The organism is Brevundimonas sp. UBA6550 (assembly GCF_002434505.1).
Classification (GTDB): Bacteria; Pseudomonadota; Alphaproteobacteria; order Caulobacterales; family Caulobacteraceae; genus Brevundimonas.
Genome location: NZ_DJKE01000008.1, coordinates 100562 through 115460 on the forward strand (window position 1 = coordinate 100562; position 14899 = coordinate 115460).

A 14899-nucleotide genomic window follows, 5' to 3' on the forward strand; every position below is an offset into this window, starting at 1 on the left:
GGTGGGATTCGAACCCACGGTACCCTTCCAGGCACGCCGCATTTCGAGTGCGGTACATTCGACCACTCTGCCACCTCTCCGCGGCGCCGATATCGCTTGGTCGAGCGAGGGGCTTCTCTAATCGGAGCCGCTGCGGTTCGCAAGCGGTCTGTGAAAGAAATCCGACGCTATCTTTGGGCCGGCAGGGACAGGCCGGGCGCGGCGCCGGTCTGGTCGTCCACGCCCTTGAATCGAAACAGTTCGGCGGGGCGGCCGCCGGTCGCGGAGGACATCTGCCCGGTGGGTTCGACCAGGCCCGTGCGTTCGACCCCGCGGCGAAAGTTCTGCTTGTGCAGGCCAAGGCCCGAGACGGCCTCTGCGCCGGCCTGAAGCTGCGACAGGGTGAACAGACCCGGCGTCAGGTCGAACAGGACCGGGCGATATTTCAGCTTGCTGCGCAGGCGGCCGAGCGCGGTGGCCAGGATGCGGCGGTGGTCGGACGCCATGGGGCGACCGGGCAGGGGGAAGGGGGCGGGCCGGCCCGCGTCGCGCCAGGCCTCGGACGCCAGGCGCGCCTCGTAGAGCAGTTCGTAGCGTTCCAGCACCCGCTCCTCGTTCCAGCGGTGATCGGGCGTCAGGGCGAACAGGCTGCGCGCGCGGGTCAGGCGCGCCTCGTCGCCATCGGCCCAGGCGATCAAACGCTCGCCGAGATCGGGGGCCGCCGGCAGGCGGCGGTCTTCCCATGGGAAATAGTCGAAGACGGCGTCCCAGCGCGCGTCGTGGACCTGGCCTTCGGCGGCGTCCGGCGTCAGGGCCAGATAGCCGACAGAGACCTCGCGACGGCGGCCCGGTCCCGGCGTGGCGCGGGGCGACGCGCGGCCGGCGTCGCCGAAGGTGTAGAGCTGTTCGACGAAGCCCAGGCGAAAGCCGGTCTGGGCGGTCACGAAGTCGCGCAAGGCCCGCTCGAACGTGCGGTCGCGCGCCGGGTCGAAGGGTCCGAAGGGCAGGGCGCGGGCGCCGTCCTCGGCCGGGGTGGTCAGGACGACGGCCTTCCGGGTCTGGAGCGTCATGACGACCGCCGACAGACCGATGCGAACGCCGTCTTCCGCCCCCTGGGTCATGGTCCTATTCCGTGTGCCAGGCGTCGTCGGCGGGGATCAGGCCGACCGCCCCGGCCAGGACGCGATAACGCTCCAGATAGCGGGCCTGGGCGACCGGCGCCGGCTGGGGTTCGATCACCAGGCTGTAGCCGGCCGGCGGGCTGCCGAAGAAGCCCAGGGATTCCTTTTCGGTGAAGCCGGCCAACTGAGTCGCTTCGAAGAAGGCGCAGGCCTTGTCGGCCTTTTTGATCAGGGTCTTGATGGTCTGCGGCGTCTTGGGCGGCAGGCCGTAGCGCAGGTGGATGGCGGCCTCCAGCTTGGCCTCGAAATCCTTGTAGCCCGAGCCCAGCGCGGCCTTGAACGGCGAGATCATGTCGCCGATCACATATTCGGAGGCGTCGTGCAGCAAGGCGGCCAGACGCCATTTCGGGTCCAGGCCCGGCTTGATGTGGGCCGCGATCTCCTCGACCACGACGCTGTGCTGGGCGACCGAAAAGGCGTGTTCGCCGATGGTCTGGCCGTTCCAGCGCGCGACGCGGGCTAGGCCGTGGGCGATGTCCTCGATCTCGATATCGAAGGGCGAGGGGTCCAGCAGGTCCAGGCGGCGCCCCGACAACATACGCTGCCAGGCGCGGGGGGCGTTCTTCTTGGGGGGGCGCTCGGCCAAGGGACGTGTCCTGATCGCTTACGGGACGGTCAGGTGGCGCAAAGACGCGCCGGGATCAAGCGTCGCCCGTCGATCCGGCCAACTATCCCGCGCCGCAATGAGGCTTTCGGGCGGCCTCAGCGGCCGACGTTCAGCGCGACCAGATCGCGGGCGTCGTCGAACACCCCGCCGTCGCGACGGTCCTTGGAGCGGACCACGGCGATGACGATGGGCCCGCCGGCGGGGCCGCGCGCCTCGAAGCCCACACGGCGCCAGCCGGCGTCGGCGGGCAGGTCGTCGGACAGGATATAAGTCATGCGCGTCGCCGCGCCGGGCGCACGGGTTCGCACCCGTGTCGACTTGTCGTTGGAATCCACGCTGACCGTCGAGGTCTCGGTGCGGGCGTTCTGGCCGTCCTTGGACTGTATGTTGATGCCGCCGATGCGGACGCTGGCGTTGTCGCCCTGGGTTTCGATCCGCAGGCCGGGCAGGCGCACCGAGGCGTCCTCGCCCCGGGTCTGGATGTTGACGCCTGGCGCCTGGACCGAGGCGGTCTCTTCACCGTTCGCGGCGGCGGCCGGCGCCGCCTCGGCGGCGGGCGAGGGGGCCAGTCGGGCGGAGGTCGTCGGCAGTTCGGCGCTGACGCGGTCCTCGAAATCGCGCAGAACGTCATCGACCGGGCGCCCGTCCAACCGGACCAGATGCAGGACGACGTCCGATCCCTTTGGCCCGCCATAGACGCAGTTGGCGCCGCCCGCCGCCGCCAGGCCTTTGCGGGTCAGGACGCCCAGATTGTCCGGGCATTGCAGGGTGTCGATCACCTTCAGAACGCCGGTCTCCTGATCGTCGCTGGACTGGGTGGTGGTGATCCGCACCGAGTTCTCGCCGTCGCAGGCGGACAGGCCGGTCGCGAGGGCAAGGCAAATCAGGACATGACGCATGGTCGAACCTCTCTTGGCCCCTATTCTGCGCGCCGTGGTCGGGCGTTCCAGTGAAATCGCGGTAAGGCGGGTTCAGCCGCCGGGACGCGCGCCTTCGCGGCGGTTCAGGAAGGCCAGCCGTTCGAACAGATGCACGTCCTGCTCGTTCTTCAGAAGCGCGCCGTGCAGCGGCGGGATCAGGCGATTGGGCGTCTTTTCGCGCAGGGTTTCGGCGTCGATGTCCTCGACCAGCAGCAGCTTCAGCCAGTCCAGCAGTTCGGAGGTGGACGGCTTCTTCTTCAGGCCCGGCGTGTCGCGGATCTCGTAGAAGGTTTTCAGCGCCTCGGAGACCAGGCGCGGCTTGATGCCGGGGAAGTGGACATCGACGATGGCCGACAGGGTCTCGGCGTCCGGGAAGCGGATGAAGTGGAAGAAGCAGCGGCGCAGGAAGGCGTCGGGCAGCTCCTTTTCATTGTTCGATGTGATGATGACGATGGGCCGAACCTCGGCGTGGATCGTCTCGTCTGTTTCCTGGACGTAGAACTCCATCCGGTCCAGTTCCTGAAGCAGGTCGTTCGGGAACTCGATGTCGGCCTTGTCGATCTCGTCGATCAGCAGGACGGGTCGGACCGGGGCGGTGAAGGCTTCCCACAGCTTGCCCTTCTTCAGATAGTTGCGGACGTCGTGGACACGCTCTTCACCCAGCTGGCTGTCGCGCAGGCGGCTGACGGCGTCGTATTCGTACAGGCCGTTGTGGGCCTTGGTCGTGGACTTGACGTGCCAGGTGATCAGCGGGGCGTCGAAGGCCTTGGCGATCTCATAGGCCAGCACCGTCTTGCCCGTTCCCGGCTCGCCCTTGATCAGAAGGGGACGCTCCAGCGCCACGGCGGCGTTGACCGCCACCTTCAGGTCGTCGGTCGCGATATAGCGGTCGGTGCCTTCGAAACGGCTCATGAAAAACCCACTCCGTGTTTCCACGAAGTGGGTAGCGTATCGCCATCGACGTGAACAGCGATCAGGTGATGCGTTTGGCCGAAACGGGATCGCTGGCGGGGAAGGTCTCTTCCAGACCCTCGTCGACCAGGGCTTCCTGGCGGCTCTCGGACTTGTCGATCTTGTCCAGTTGATCGGGCTTCTCGACCTGGCCGTCCGCACGTTTGGCGTGGGGGGCGTCGGAATGGGCGTCGTTACGGGCTTTTTCGTGATCCATGACGTTATCCTCTCGGGTTATCGGGCGGGGCTGTCCTGATCGCCGTCCGGGCCGTAGCCCAGGTCGGAGATGTCGTCGTCGGACAGGCGTTTGGCTTCCCAATGGGCGGCGCTGGCCTGGGCGCCGCGTTCATTTTCCATCAGGCCGGAATAGACCAGCTCAACCTCTTCGGGGGCGGACGTCGGCTCTCCGTCGGCGTCCAGCTGACTGCGGTTTTCCCCGTCAACGCCGAGCAGGGCGTCGGCCTCGCGTTCGATGCCGTCCAGGGCCAGCTGGTCGTCGAGGTCGATCTCGGCGTCGGGGTCGAAATCCTCGTCGTCGGCGTCGCCTTCGGCCTGGGTGACGTCCAGAACCTGATCGGCTTCGTCCAGCAGGAAATCGCCGTCGCCCTCGTCGTCCAGATGGGTTTCGTCGAAGGTCTCCGACTGTTCCTGATCGTCCTGATAATCGTTGTCCGGCATGGTCGCCTCCTGTGTCACAGGCAAACGCCGCGTCGGCGATACGTGTTCCCGCAGAGGCTTCGCACAAGGGATGGTTAACCGATGGCGGGCTAGGGTGGCGCGCATCAAGCCTGTCCTTGGGGACGCTGCCTGGAGTTCGGTCCTCAATGGCCCTGAAGCTGTCGCTGAAACCCGGCGAGAAATTCGTCCTGAACGGCGCCGTGGTCCAGAACGGCGACCGTCGCGGCGTGCTGATCCTGCAGAACCGCGCCAGCGTCCTGCGGGAGAAGGACATCATGCAGGCCGAGGACGTCACGACCCCCGCACGCCGCATCTACTTCCCCATCATGATGATGTATCTGGACGAGAGCGGGGCGGCCAAATTCTACGACGAACTGGCGCTTCGGATCACCGAATTCATGGGCGCGACGCAGAACCCGGACATCCTGGCGGAATGCGTTTCGGCCTCGCGTCACGTGCTGGCGCGCGAATACTACAAGGCCCTGATGTCGGCGCGTAAGATTGTCGAGTATGAAGAGAGAGTGCTGAATGTCGCTTCAGGCCTACACAGCGGCGACGGCGAGGGCTGAGAGCCCGCGCGACCTGGAGTACCGCTTGTTCGGTCAGGTCACGCGCGCGCTGGTTCACGCTTCCACGCTCGATCCTTCGGACATCGGCGGCCGCATCGACGCGCTGGATTGGAACAGGCGTCTGTGGTCGACCCTGGCCGGCGACTGCAGCGATCCGGCCAACGCCCTGGCCAATCCGGTTCGAGCCCAGATCATCTCGCTTAGCCTGTTCGTCAATCGTCACTCCTCTGCGGTGATGCGGGGCGAGGAGACGTTCCAGGAACTGATCGACATCAATCGCATGATCATGCAGGGCCTGTCGGGCGGCGCACAGGCCGCCTGAGGTCGCCGACTTCACGAAAGCGCGAAGTCTATTGGCGCAAGGCGTTGAGACGGCTTACGTTTGACCTCCCTGTTCAACAGTCGAAAGGAGGTGATCCAGTGTCTCATTGTCATCAATCGCGAGCGACGGCCGCGACCCTGGGCCTCGGGAAGGCCCTGGTCTGATCCTTTCAGACTGACGTTGCGGCCTGATCCTCTGCGATCAGGCAATGAAGGGCCGTCGGAGCGATCCGGCGGCCCTTTTGCATTGTCCGGTCAGTGAAAGATTCGCGCCATCCAGCTTGCCGCATGGTGGGCGACCTCGATCACCGTTCGCCAGATCAGGAACAGATAGAGGCCGCAGGCGCCCGACGCGACCGCGCCTAGCAGGATGGCCACGCCGTCGCGCTGCATCATGCCCAGGGCGAAGAAGACCAGGGCGATGCCGGGCAGGGCGTCCCCGAACGGAATGGGCAGGGCCATTATGAGCGCCAACACCACGCAGACCAGCCCCGTGACGGTGTCGGCGATCTCGCCCGTCAGGAACGGAATGCGCGGCCGGGTCAGGTTTTCGACATAGCGGACCATCTTCATGATCCGCGATACGCCGGCGCGATAGGCCGGACGGCTGATCGAAGCGTTCAGCGCCCAGCGGGGCAGCCAGATGGCGTCGCGCTGGAACGCCAGTTCCAGCGACATCAGGATGATCGGCACGGCGAACACCGCCTTGCCGCCTGGCGGCCAGGGCAGCAGGGCCAGCATCGACAGAATCAGGATCATGGCCCCGAAGCCGCGTTCGCCGAAGGCGGCGACCAGCTCTTCCAGCCTCAGCTTGGGATCGGGACTTTCGCCGATTTCCTCCAGGACGTCGGAAAACCGCCGCAGGTCGTCGTTTTCAGGCGGTAGGGCGGGCATCGCGATGGGCGCTCGGCTGAAGGTTCGAGCCATCTAGGCGCGCAACGGTTTCACCGCCACTTACAGAATGGCGACACGGTCGAATAATCACGAAATGCGACTTATTTTTCCGCTACGTGATCGGGTTTTCCCTTGCGCTTGGTGTGCGCCAGGTCTTCCAGCTGACCCTCTGTCATGCTGTCGACCATCGACTTGGACGCGCCCTTCAGCTTGGATTTGGGCGTGTCGCCGCGCTTGGCCGACAGGGCGGCGCCGGCGGCCTTTTGCTGGGCTGCGGATTTTGCGGGCATCGGATGTCTCCTCTGGCGGAGACAAGCCGTCAGCCGCCCAGCAGTTCCCGCCCGATCAGGAAGCGACGGATCTCGTTGGTGCCGGCGCCGATGTCGTACAGCTTGGCGTCGCGGACCAGGCGTTCGACCGGCCATTCCTTGGTGTAGCCGGCGCCGCCCAAGGCCTGAACGGCTTCCAGCGACACCTTCACCGCGTTCTCCGACGCCAGCAGGATCGCGCCGGCCGCATCATAGCGGGTCGTCTTGCCCTGATCGCAGGCGCGGGCGACGGCATAGACATAGGCGCGGGCGCTGTTCAGGGCGACGTACATGTCGGCGACCTTGGCCTGCATCAGCTGGAACGAGCCGATCGGCTTGCCGAACTGCTTGCGGTCGCGAACATAGGGCAGAACCACGTCCAGCGCGGCCTGCATGATGCCCAGCGGTCCGGCGGACAGCACGGCCCGCTCATAGTCCAGGCCGCTCATCAGCACGCCCGCGCCGCCGCCCAGCGGACCCATGACGTTTTCTTCCGGCACTTCGCAGTCTTCGAACACCAGTTCGGCGGTGTCCGAGCCCCGCATCCCCATCTTGTCCAGCTTCTTGGAGACGCTGAAGCCCTTCATGCCCTTTTCGATCAGGAAGGCGGTGCAACCCTTTGATCCGGCGTCGGGATCGGTCTTGGCGTACACGACCAGGGTGTCGGCGTGCGGAGCGTTGGTGATCCAGAACTTGGTCCCGTTCAGGACATAGCGATCGCCCTTGCGATCCGCGCGGGTCCGCATCGACATGACGTCCGAACCCGAACCGGCTTCCGACATGGCCAGGGAGCCGACGTGTTCGCCGCTGATCAGTTTGGGCAGGTATTTCTGCTTCTGCTCGGGCGTGCCCCAGCGGCGGATCTGGTTGACGCACAGGTTGGAGTGGGCGCCGTAGGACAGGCCGATGGACGCGGAGGCGCGGCTTACCTCTTCCATCGCCACGACGTGTTCCAGATAGCCCAGGCCCAGGCCGCCGAACTCTTCCTCGACGGTGATGCCGTGCAGGCCCAGATCGCCCATCTCGGGCCACAGCTCGCGCTTGAACTCGTTCTTCTCGTCGATCTCGGCCGCCAGCGGCGCCAGACGATCGGCGGCCCAGCGGGCCGTGGTGTCGCGAATGGCGTCGGCGTTTTCGCCAAGGCCGAATTCCATGGATTGGGGCGCGAAGGGAATGCTCATGCGCAACGGGGTAGCATCGCGCACGGGTCTTCGCCAAGCGTCGTCAGTCGCGGTCGGGACGGCCCCAGCGGCGATAGAGGTTGTAGGCCGACACCCCGATACAGGCGACCGCGATCAGGGCCAGGACCCAGGCCACCGTCGCCGTGTCGCCGCTGCGCGTCGACGAAGCACGTTGAAAGGCGGCGACGGCGACCCCCAGCGACACCATGCCCAGCGCGCCCATGGCGAAGAAGGTGACCAGTTCACCCAGACCCGCGCGCCGCGAAGCCTTGGCGCGCGCCACGACCTCGCGAACCCCCAGCGCCTGATCGGGTGGCGTGAAGTCGGGATCGAGGGCGGTCAGGGCGGGGTCGGCAAGTGTCGGCGCGGCGCTTTCGGCGGCGGTCAGACCCGGCGCGGTCAGGACGACGCTCGCGGCTTCGGCGGCTGCGAAATCCGAGGGGGCGGTTTTGGCGGGCTTTCCAACCAGCGGCTCATGCACATCATTCGCGACGACGACAGCCACGGTCTCGACCGCCTGACCTGTCAGGGGCGCCACGTCGGCGATGGGGCCGACGGTCCTGGCGGCATAGGTCGCCTCGGCCAGCGGCGTCGGGACGGCGCCGGCTTCGGCGGCGGGGAAGGGGGCGACGGCTTCTTCCAGGGCGCCGTCGACCAGGGGCAGGGCGGTCTGGCCTGTCTCGAAAGGAGACGGCAGGGGCGCGGCCAGCAGGTCGGCCAGGGTGACGGCCGCGCCCGGCGCGGCGTTGAACAGGGCGTGTTCGGCCGAGCGGCGGCGCGTGGGTTTTTCGGCGGCGGCGTCGTCGGCCCAGGCGCTCATCGCGGCGGCGGCCTGTCGCGATGCGCCGGCGTTCAGTTGGGCGAGCACGTCGGAGGTCGCGAAGCGCTCGGCGCCGATGGAGAAGGCGAAACTGGCCAAGGCGTCGAACTGGTGCTGGTTCAGCGGCGCCGTCACGTGGTCGCTCACGGCCTTGACGACCGGCAGCAGGTCATACTGCATCAGAAGCTCGGCCTCGGCCTCCGACACCGTGGCGCCGTCCCTGGCGGATCGGGTGTGGCCGTAGCCGATGACCCAGCGGCCGTCGCTGCGACGCACGGCCCGGGGGCGGAACCCTTCGAAGCTCTTGATCAGAAGGACCCCCTCTCGGGAGACCCTGGTCGGTTTGGCTAGGACGTCGGACAAAGTTGACCCAATTGAAGACAGGCGCGTGGCGTTCGCACCGTCCTCAGCAAGGGCCGCGCCGGACGCTGGATCGCGCCCGGTCTAGAGCAGGACCAGTGTGGCCAGACCAAGGAAGATCAGGAAACCGAAGAAGTCGGTGGTCGCCGTCACGAAGACGGCCGACGACACGGCCGGGTCGAACTTCAGCTTGGACAGGGTCAGCGGCGTCAGCACCCCTATGATGGCGGCGACCAAGAGGTTCAGGATCATGGCCGCGCCGATGACCAGGCCGATCTTCCAGTCCTCGTCCCTAAACCAGAATCCGGCCGCGACCCCGATCAGGGGCGCCAGGATCAGGCCGTTGGCCAGGCCCACGACCAGTTCGCGCAGGAAGGTCCGCATGGCGTTGGCAGAGTTCAACTCGCGTGTCGCCAGCGCCCGCACGGTCACGGTCAGGGCCTGGGTGCCCGCATTGCCGCCGATGGCCGAGACGATGGGCATCAGGACGGCCAGGGCCACGATCTGCTGGATAGTGGCCTCGAACAGGCCGATGACGCTGGCGCCCGCCGCCGCCGTGGCCAGGTTGATGGCCAGCCAGGGCACGCGACCGCGCACGATCTCTGGCACCGAGGAGCCGCGATCCTCGTCGGCCACACCGGCTAGGCGCAGGATGTCCTCGCGGTTCTCTTCCTGAATGATGTTGACGATGTCATCGACGGTGATCTGACCGACCAGCCGCCCGCCCGCATCGACGACCGGCGCCGAGATCAGGTGGTATTTCTCGAAGATGTAGGCGACCTCTTCCTGGTCCTGATCGACGGTGATCTCGTTCACCGATTCCATCAGATCGGTCAGGGCCGCGCTGCGGGGCGCGCGCAGCAGGGCGCTGATGGCCACGCCGCCGACCGGCCGGTTGACCGGATCGACCACATAGATGTCGAAGAACAGTTCGGGCAGGTCGTCGCCCTGTTTGCGGATGTGGTCGATGGTGTCGCCCACGCTCCAGAATTGGGGCGCGGCCATGACCTCGCGCTGCATCAGGCGGCCGGCCGATTCCTCGGCGTAGCCCAGGCTGCTTTCGATGGCGGCCCGGTCGACCTCGGGCATGGCGGCCAGGACGCGCTCGCGCTGATCGTCCTCCAGATCCTCCACGACGGCGGCGGCGTCGTCGGAGTCCAGTTCCTGCAGCGCCTCGGCCAGGGTGCCGTGCGGCACGCGCTCCAGCACCTCCTCGCGAATGCCGTCGTCCAGCTCCGGCAAGGTCTCGGCCAGCAGTTCCGGCGGCAGCCACAGCACCACGACCGCGCGATGCTCGGCCGTCAGGAAGCCCATCAGGTCGGCGACGTCGGCGGGGTGCAGGTCTTCCAGCAGCGAACGCAGCCGCATCCCGTCGCCGTCGTCGGCGGCGTCCACGACTTTTTCGACGAAGGCCGGGGTGAGGACATAGTCCTCGTCCAGGGCGGCGTGGTCTTCGGTATCAGGCGCTTCGGCTGGCGCGAAGGCGTTGTCCGTGGTGCTCACGTTGTCGCCTTCCTTGGTAGTGTGTCCAGCCGGAGTTAGCCGATGAATCGCCCTGTTTAGCCAGATGGTGCGGTCGAGAAGACTCGAACTTCCACGGGTTGCCCCACAGCGACCTCAACGCTGCGCGTCTACCAATTCCGCCACGACCGCTCGCATCGGAGCGGCGGCGAATAGACGAAGCCGTTGAAAAAGGAAAGGGGCGAATTGAGCGGCGTCCTGGACGCCCGCAGATCAGGCCGATCCGGCCATGAAGTCATACACGTCGGCCTGACGGGTGACGGTGATGGCGATGCGGTCGTCCCGAATCTCGATCTCGCCGCGCGCCACCGGATAGTTGTTGGCCAGGATCCACACCTCGTCGCCCTCGGCCACGTCCAGGGGAATCACCGCGCCGCGTCCCATGCGCAGCAGTTGGGACATCGGCAGCACCGAACGCCCCAGCACGACTGAGATTTCGACATCGACGGCGTTGATCTGGGTCACGAAAAGCTCTCGGTCACGGCAAGGCCGTCCCTTGCGGAAACGCCTTCGCACCCACATTGAAGCCTCATGCTTGCTGAGCCGTTAAGTCCGTCCCTTCAGAAACTGCGTCTCGACGACGGCCGGCCCGTCGAATGGGCGGTATCCGAAGCCTATGTCGACTATGCCGTCGCCGAAGCCTTCATGGAGGCGCGGGTCGCCGCCATCGCGGCGGGCGAGGCGGCCGAGATGGTCTGGCTGCTGGAACACCCGCCGCTTTATACCGCCGGGGTGTCGGCCAAGGACGAGGACCTGCTGGACGCCGGTCGGTTCCCCGTCCACCGCACGGGGCGCGGGGGGCAGTTCACCTATCACGGGCCGGGACAGCGGGTCTGCTATGTCATGCTGGACATGAACCGGCGGGGCAGGGACGTGCGCTGTTTCGTGCGGGGACTGGAGCTTTGGCTGATCGGCGCCCTGTCCGACTTCGGCGTCGCGGCCGACGTCCGCCCGGGCCGGGTCGGGGTGTGGGTGGAGCGTAAAGGGCCGGGCTGGTCGCGCGAGGACAAGATCGCGGCGATCGGCGTTAAGGTCCGCAAATGGGTCACCTTTCATGGCATCAGTCTGAACGTCGAACCGAACCTGGATCATTTCGGCGGCATCGTGCCTTGCGGCATTCAGGAGCATGGCGTGACCAGCCTGGTCGATCTAGGCGTCCTGGCCACGCTGGACGAGGCGGACGCGGCGCTGCGGCGCAGTTTCGTCTCGTTGTTCGGGCCGGTGACGACAGCGAAGGCGCCGGTCTGAGCCGCGCTGCATCGCTGGGTCGCATGTGACAATGCGGCGAAATCGGGTCGTGCGGGCTTGGCAAGCGCGGGACGCATGGGGTTTAACGCTGGCCAAGCGTTTACCTTTGAGAAGACCGCAGGAAACCCCATGAACCGCATGATCGCCGCCGCATCGGCCGCCGTTCTGTCGCTGACCGTCGCCGCCGGCGCGGCCGTCGCCCAGGACTTCCGCGCCCTGGCCCAGCAGGATCTTCAGGCCGCGCACGACGCCCTGGCTGCGAACCATCCCGCAGCCGTTATTCCCGGCGCGCCCAGCGAAGCCTTCCGCAGCTGGATCGACGCGGGCCTGGCCCAGGCGAAAGCCAAGGTGGGTCAGGTCAACAGCGGCGACAGCCATGCCTATCTGATGCGCTACTACGCCAACGGTTTCCGCGATTCGAACATCGCCATCCGCCCGACCTATGAAGGTCTGGGGCCGTTCTTCGCCACCAGCTGGCCGGGCGTGGCCACGGCCTGGCGCAACGGGGAATATGTCGTCTCCTACGCCAAGCCGGGCGTGCGCAACCTGCCGCCGGTCGGGGCGACCCTGGTCAAGTGCGGCGACAAGACCGTTGCCCAGCTGGCCGAAGAGCGGCTGGATCGCTGGGAAGGCGACCTGACCACCGAGGCCGGTCGCGTTCGCACCGCGCCCTATCTGCTGTGGAACCGCAACAATCCCTTCACCGGCGGCGTGCCGTCGCTGTGCACCTTCAAGGTCGGCCGTCGCGACCGCGACTTCCAGATGCAGCCCCAGCCCGCCGACGCCGCCGGCCTGGAGGCCGCCTATCGCGCCACCGTCTATGTGCCCGGCGCCAATCCGCTGTCGATCGAGACGGTGAACGGTCGGCCCTGGATCAATGTCCATACCCTGGCGGACGACGCCGGTTGGGACGCCTTCTTCGCCGCTGTCGAGGCGCAGCTTCCGGCCATTCGCGGGGCGCAGGGCCTGGTCATCGACCTGCGCGGCGCCAACGGCGCCTCTCTGAACGCCACGGGTCGCGGCTATGGCCTGGCCAACCGCATCTGGACGCCCGAGTTCACCGTCAGCCGCCAGCCCGAGGCCGGCTCCATCACCTATCGCGCCACCCAGGCCAACCGTCAGTGGTTCGTCGACACCCTGGCGCGGATGCAGGCCGATCCGCGCTTCGTCGCCGAATCCGGCCCGGTGATCGAACAGACCCAGGCCATCGTCGCCGCCTTCGATTCGGCCCTGGCCGCCAATCAGCCCACCTTCACCCTGCCGGGTCGTCCGTCCGTGGCCGATACGGGGGCCGCCAACCCGGTCGCCGGGCCTGTCGTGGTTCTGGTGGACGGCGGCTGCACCAGCGGTTGCCTGGACACGCTGGACCTGCTGACGCGCCTGCCGAACGTGCGCCTGGCCGGATCGGTCACGGCCGAGGATTCGATCTTCATCGAGCCCACCGTGCTGCGTCTGCCGTCGAACTATGCCGAGCTGACCTATGGCCACAAGGCCTGGACGACGCGCCAGCGCGGCAATGACGCGCCCTTCACCCCGGCGCAGGGCCTGGCCTACACCGGCGACGCCACCGACGAAGCGGCCGTGCGCGCCTGGGTCGGAACCCTGTTCCAGTAACTTCGCGGTAGTCCGAGAGGCGCAAGGGGCGGGCAGGGGTGGAACCTCGGCCCGCCCCTTCCCATTTGCAGACCATGACCGACTTCGCCCAACACACCGAAAGCCTGCGCTCGCCCTCCGGCTATGATCTGACGCCGCCCGACGCCGAGGAACGCGCCCGGCTGGAGGCGGACCTGAACCCGGAGGAAAAGCGTGTCCTGCTGTCGCACGGCACCGAGGCGCCGTTCTGCGGGACGCTGCTGGGCGAGAAGCGGGCCGGCGTCTTCTGCTGTCGCGAGTGCGGCCTGCCGCTGTTCCGCAGCCGCACCAAGTTCGAGAGCGGCACGGGCTGGCCCAGCTTCACCGAGCCGGTCGACGCCACCCACGTCCACGAAGTCCGCGACACCAGCTACGGCATGATCCGCATCGAGACCCAGTGCGCCCGGTGCGGCAGCCACCAGGGCCATGTCTTTCCCGACGGCCCGCCGCCGACCGGAAATCGCTACTGCATCAACTCCGTGGCCCTGTCGTTCGTCGCGGAGGGAGAGCCGTTGCCGGACCCGTTGGAGCGCGGCGACGGAAACGCCTGACCATCGCCTTATTCGCCGTGCTAGGATGATGTCGAAGGGAGAGGCGAAATGCTGATCGCAGGTTTCTTGGCCGGCATGGCCGTGATGGCGCCGGGCGCGGACCCGGACGGGGTGGTCGCTACCGCCCCGACCAACGCCCCGACCTTGGCCCAGGCCATGAACGCCGCGCCCCAGGCCGCCGTCTCGGCGCCGACGGCCCAGGACGCTCAGCCGCACGGCATGACCACGGAACAGCAGATCCAGAACTGGATTTCGAACCGCACGCCAGGCGCCAGTTTCGAGGAGGCGCCTGCGCCGGGTCCGCAGGACGACCGTCAGATGCATGGCATGGTCGAAGCGGGCATCGGCACCGGCGGATATCGCACCTATGGCGCGGCGGTCTCCATGCCGGTCGGCGAGAACGGACGGCTGGATCTAGCCTATCGCGAGGGGCGCAACGAGCCCTGGGGTTACGGCTATGGCTATCCGGGCCGTTATGGATTGGCGGGTCCCGGCTTCTATTCGCCCTATGGCGTGCGCGCTCGCGGCTATGGCGGCGACACCACCAGCAAGTCGCTGTCGATGGGCTTCAGCTGGAGCAAGGATCGCGATTCGGACGCGCGCGACCCTTACCGGGGGCGGATGTCCGCCTTCGACTGAAAGGGTCGAACCGACAGGTTCTGAATGCAAAAAGGCCCGGCGAAAGCCGGGCCTTTTCAGGTCTCAGATGGTGCCGCCGGGGGGAATCGAACCCACGACCTCAGCCTTACCAAGGATGCGCTCTACCACTGAGCTACGGCGGCCCCGACTGAGGAAGCGGCCGTATAGCCAAACCCTTCCGGGGAGGGAAGCGGCTTTTTGACGATCTGAAAGAAAGTTTGGACATGGCCCGTGATCGCGGCATTCTGCGGCTCATGACTCGTTCTCCGCACGACGCCGTTACGCCGCCAGCCGCCCCCGCGCCCCCGTGCGTCGAGTCGCCGGCCAAGGCCGAGGCCGTGCAACCGCCCGCCGCCGCACCCGAACCAGCCCCGTCCGAAGCGGCGCGCGCCAAGGCCGAAAAGGCCATTCGCCTGGCCGCCGCCCTTCGCGCCAATCTGCGACGCCGCAAGGCGCCTGCCCGGACGCCCGCGGCGCCCAAGGACAGCAACTGAAAGTCATCGGCGCGTCGCCGCCCAGCCCTTTGGCAAGCGCCCGTC

The 14899-nt window shown here is 67.1% G+C and carries 19 protein-coding genes and 3 tRNA genes (1 of these 22 only partly in view); 7 read left to right on the forward strand and 15 right to left on the reverse strand.

Annotated features, from left to right (window positions below):
- The 7 genes from B3Z70_RS08365 to B3Z70_RS08395 all read right to left on the reverse strand — a co-directional run.
- A tRNA-Ser gene (locus B3Z70_RS08365) sits at positions 1-80 on the reverse strand; it reaches 112 nt to the left of the window's first position.
- Positions 81-167: 87 nt separating this feature from the next.
- The gene (locus tag B3Z70_RS08370; RefSeq protein WP_292022540.1) at positions 168-1100 is read right to left on the reverse strand and encodes an NUDIX hydrolase; all 933 of its coding nucleotides are present in this window, start codon (positions 1098-1100) and stop codon (positions 168-170) included.
- A 4-nt stretch (positions 1101-1104) separates the two neighbouring features.
- Positions 1105-1746 (reverse strand): YfbR-like 5'-deoxynucleotidase, encoded by a 642-nt coding sequence (locus B3Z70_RS08375; RefSeq protein WP_409410601.1) that lies wholly within the window; start codon positions 1744-1746, stop codon positions 1105-1107.
- A gap of 116 nt (positions 1747-1862) precedes the next feature.
- Positions 1863-2666 (reverse strand): methyltransferase type 11, encoded by an 804-nt coding sequence (locus tag B3Z70_RS08380; protein ID WP_292045356.1) that lies wholly within the window; start codon positions 2664-2666, stop codon positions 1863-1865.
- A gap of 72 nt (positions 2667-2738) precedes the next feature.
- Positions 2739-3599: an AAA family ATPase gene (locus B3Z70_RS08385; protein WP_292021856.1), complete on the reverse strand. Its 861-nt coding sequence runs from the start codon at positions 3597-3599 to the stop codon at positions 2739-2741.
- A 61-nt stretch (positions 3600-3660) separates the two neighbouring features.
- Positions 3661-3855, reverse strand: coding sequence for a hypothetical protein (locus B3Z70_RS08390; protein WP_292021858.1), 195 nt, complete (start codon positions 3853-3855; stop codon positions 3661-3663).
- A gap of 17 nt (positions 3856-3872) precedes the next feature.
- The gene (locus tag B3Z70_RS08395) at positions 3873-4316 is read right to left on the reverse strand and encodes a hypothetical protein (RefSeq protein WP_292021860.1); all 444 of its coding nucleotides are present in this window, start codon (positions 4314-4316) and stop codon (positions 3873-3875) included.
- Between the two features lie 146 nt (positions 4317-4462).
- Here B3Z70_RS08395 and flbT point away from each other — a divergent pair, with 146 nt between their 5' ends.
- Both flbT and flaF read left to right on the forward strand, forming a co-directional pair.
- Positions 4463-4885, forward strand: coding sequence for a flagellar biosynthesis repressor FlbT (flbT, locus tag B3Z70_RS08400; RefSeq protein ID WP_292021862.1), 423 nt, complete (start codon positions 4463-4465; stop codon positions 4883-4885).
- Positions 4845-5207 (forward strand): flagellar biosynthesis regulator FlaF, encoded by a 363-nt coding sequence (gene flaF / locus B3Z70_RS08405; RefSeq protein ID WP_292021864.1) that lies wholly within the window; start codon positions 4845-4847, stop codon positions 5205-5207. The genes flbT and flaF overlap by 41 nt, the downstream gene beginning before the upstream one ends.
- A 254-nt stretch (positions 5208-5461) precedes the next feature.
- Here the strand turns inward: flaF and B3Z70_RS08410 are convergent, their stop codons facing one another.
- The 7 genes from B3Z70_RS08410 to B3Z70_RS08440 form a co-directional block, all read right to left on the reverse strand.
- Complete coding sequence (locus B3Z70_RS08410) at positions 5462-6100, reverse strand: exopolysaccharide biosynthesis protein (RefSeq protein WP_292021867.1); 639 nt, start codon at positions 6098-6100, stop codon at positions 5462-5464.
- 101 nt (positions 6101-6201) lie between these two features.
- Complete coding sequence (locus B3Z70_RS08415; protein WP_292021868.1) at positions 6202-6390, reverse strand: DUF3008 family protein; 189 nt, start codon at positions 6388-6390, stop codon at positions 6202-6204.
- Between the two features lie 29 nt (positions 6391-6419).
- Positions 6420-7589, reverse strand: coding sequence for an isovaleryl-CoA dehydrogenase (locus B3Z70_RS08420; protein WP_292021935.1), 1170 nt, complete (start codon positions 7587-7589; stop codon positions 6420-6422).
- A 43-nt stretch (positions 7590-7632) separates the two neighbouring features.
- Positions 7633-8772: a lysozyme gene (locus tag B3Z70_RS08425; RefSeq protein ID WP_409410600.1), complete on the reverse strand. Its 1140-nt coding sequence runs from the start codon at positions 8770-8772 to the stop codon at positions 7633-7635.
- A gap of 81 nt (positions 8773-8853) precedes the next feature.
- The gene (gene mgtE / locus B3Z70_RS08430) at positions 8854-10272 is read right to left on the reverse strand and encodes a magnesium transporter (protein WP_292021871.1); all 1419 of its coding nucleotides are present in this window, start codon (positions 10270-10272) and stop codon (positions 8854-8856) included.
- Positions 10273-10337: 65 nt separating this feature from the next.
- Positions 10338-10422: transfer RNA gene (locus B3Z70_RS08435), tRNA-Leu, on the reverse strand.
- Positions 10423-10503: 81 nt separating this feature from the next.
- Positions 10504-10812: a FliM/FliN family flagellar motor switch protein gene (locus B3Z70_RS08440; protein ID WP_292021874.1), complete on the reverse strand. Its 309-nt coding sequence runs from the start codon at positions 10810-10812 to the stop codon at positions 10504-10506.
- Positions 10813-10821: 9 nt separating this feature from the next.
- On the opposite strand from B3Z70_RS08440, the gene lipB reads away from it, so the two are divergent.
- From lipB to B3Z70_RS08460, 4 genes are all read left to right on the forward strand, one after another.
- Positions 10822-11538, forward strand: coding sequence for a lipoyl(octanoyl) transferase LipB (gene lipB / locus B3Z70_RS08445; protein WP_292021876.1), 717 nt, complete (start codon positions 10822-10824; stop codon positions 11536-11538).
- Between the two features lie 129 nt (positions 11539-11667).
- Positions 11668-13152: a hypothetical protein gene (locus B3Z70_RS08450; RefSeq protein ID WP_292021878.1), complete on the forward strand. Its 1485-nt coding sequence runs from the start codon at positions 11668-11670 to the stop codon at positions 13150-13152.
- 74 nt (positions 13153-13226) lie between these two features.
- Positions 13227-13721, forward strand: coding sequence for a peptide-methionine (R)-S-oxide reductase MsrB (msrB, locus tag B3Z70_RS08455; RefSeq protein ID WP_292021880.1), 495 nt, complete (start codon positions 13227-13229; stop codon positions 13719-13721).
- 48 nt (positions 13722-13769) lie between these two features.
- On the forward strand, positions 13770-14360 hold the full coding sequence (locus B3Z70_RS08460) for a hypothetical protein (RefSeq protein ID WP_292021882.1): 591 nt from the start codon (positions 13770-13772) through the stop codon (positions 14358-14360).
- Between the two features lie 68 nt (positions 14361-14428).
- On the opposite strand, the gene B3Z70_RS08465 is transcribed toward B3Z70_RS08460, so the two are convergent.
- Positions 14429-14503 (reverse strand) — tRNA-Thr (locus B3Z70_RS08465).
- 81 nt (positions 14504-14584) lie between these two features.
- Here B3Z70_RS08465 and B3Z70_RS08470 point away from each other — a divergent pair.
- Entirely contained in the window at positions 14585-14854 is a 270-nt protein-coding gene (locus tag B3Z70_RS08470) for a hypothetical protein (RefSeq protein WP_292045358.1), read from the forward strand.
- Positions 14855-14899: the final 45 nt, after the last annotated feature.

What these genes read in the sequence shown, in the direction of transcription:
- B3Z70_RS08370 (WP_292022540.1), bottom strand. Translation starts at nt 1,100, where the DNA reads ATGACCCAGGGGGCGGAAGACGGCGTTCGCATCGGTCTGTCGGCGGTC.
- B3Z70_RS08380 (WP_292045356.1), bottom strand. Translation starts at nt 2,666, where the DNA reads ATGCGTCATGTCCTGATTTGCCTTGCCCTCGCGACCGGCCTGTCCGCC.
- B3Z70_RS08385 (WP_292021856.1), bottom strand. Translation starts at nt 3,599, where the DNA reads ATGAGCCGTTTCGAAGGCACCGACCGCTATATCGCGACCGACGACCTG.
- B3Z70_RS08390 (WP_292021858.1), bottom strand. Translation starts at nt 3,855, where the DNA reads ATGGATCACGAAAAAGCCCGTAACGACGCCCATTCCGACGCCCCCCAC.
- B3Z70_RS08395 (WP_292021860.1), bottom strand. Translation starts at nt 4,316, where the DNA reads ATGCCGGACAACGATTATCAGGACGATCAGGAACAGTCGGAGACCTTC.
- flbT (WP_292021862.1), top strand. Translation starts at nt 4,463, where the DNA reads ATGGCCCTGAAGCTGTCGCTGAAACCCGGCGAGAAATTCGTCCTGAAC.
- flaF (WP_292021864.1), top strand. Translation starts at nt 4,845, where the DNA reads ATGTCGCTTCAGGCCTACACAGCGGCGACGGCGAGGGCTGAGAGCCCG.
- B3Z70_RS08410 (WP_292021867.1), bottom strand. Translation starts at nt 6,100, where the DNA reads ATGCCCGCCCTACCGCCTGAAAACGACGACCTGCGGCGGTTTTCCGAC.
- B3Z70_RS08415 (WP_292021868.1), bottom strand. Translation starts at nt 6,390, where the DNA reads ATGCCCGCAAAATCCGCAGCCCAGCAAAAGGCCGCCGGCGCCGCCCTG.
- B3Z70_RS08420 (WP_292021935.1), bottom strand. Translation starts at nt 7,589, where the DNA reads ATGAGCATTCCCTTCGCGCCCCAATCCATGGAATTCGGCCTTGGCGAA.
- B3Z70_RS08440 (WP_292021874.1), bottom strand. Translation starts at nt 10,812, where the DNA reads ATGTGGGTGCGAAGGCGTTTCCGCAAGGGACGGCCTTGCCGTGACCGA.
- lipB (WP_292021876.1), top strand. Translation starts at nt 10,822, where the DNA reads ATGCTTGCTGAGCCGTTAAGTCCGTCCCTTCAGAAACTGCGTCTCGAC.
- B3Z70_RS08450 (WP_292021878.1), top strand. Translation starts at nt 11,668, where the DNA reads ATGAACCGCATGATCGCCGCCGCATCGGCCGCCGTTCTGTCGCTGACC.
- msrB (WP_292021880.1), top strand. Translation starts at nt 13,227, where the DNA reads ATGACCGACTTCGCCCAACACACCGAAAGCCTGCGCTCGCCCTCCGGC.
- B3Z70_RS08460 (WP_292021882.1), top strand. Translation starts at nt 13,770, where the DNA reads ATGCTGATCGCAGGTTTCTTGGCCGGCATGGCCGTGATGGCGCCGGGC.
- B3Z70_RS08470 (WP_292045358.1), top strand. Translation starts at nt 14,585, where the DNA reads ATGGCCCGTGATCGCGGCATTCTGCGGCTCATGACTCGTTCTCCGCAC.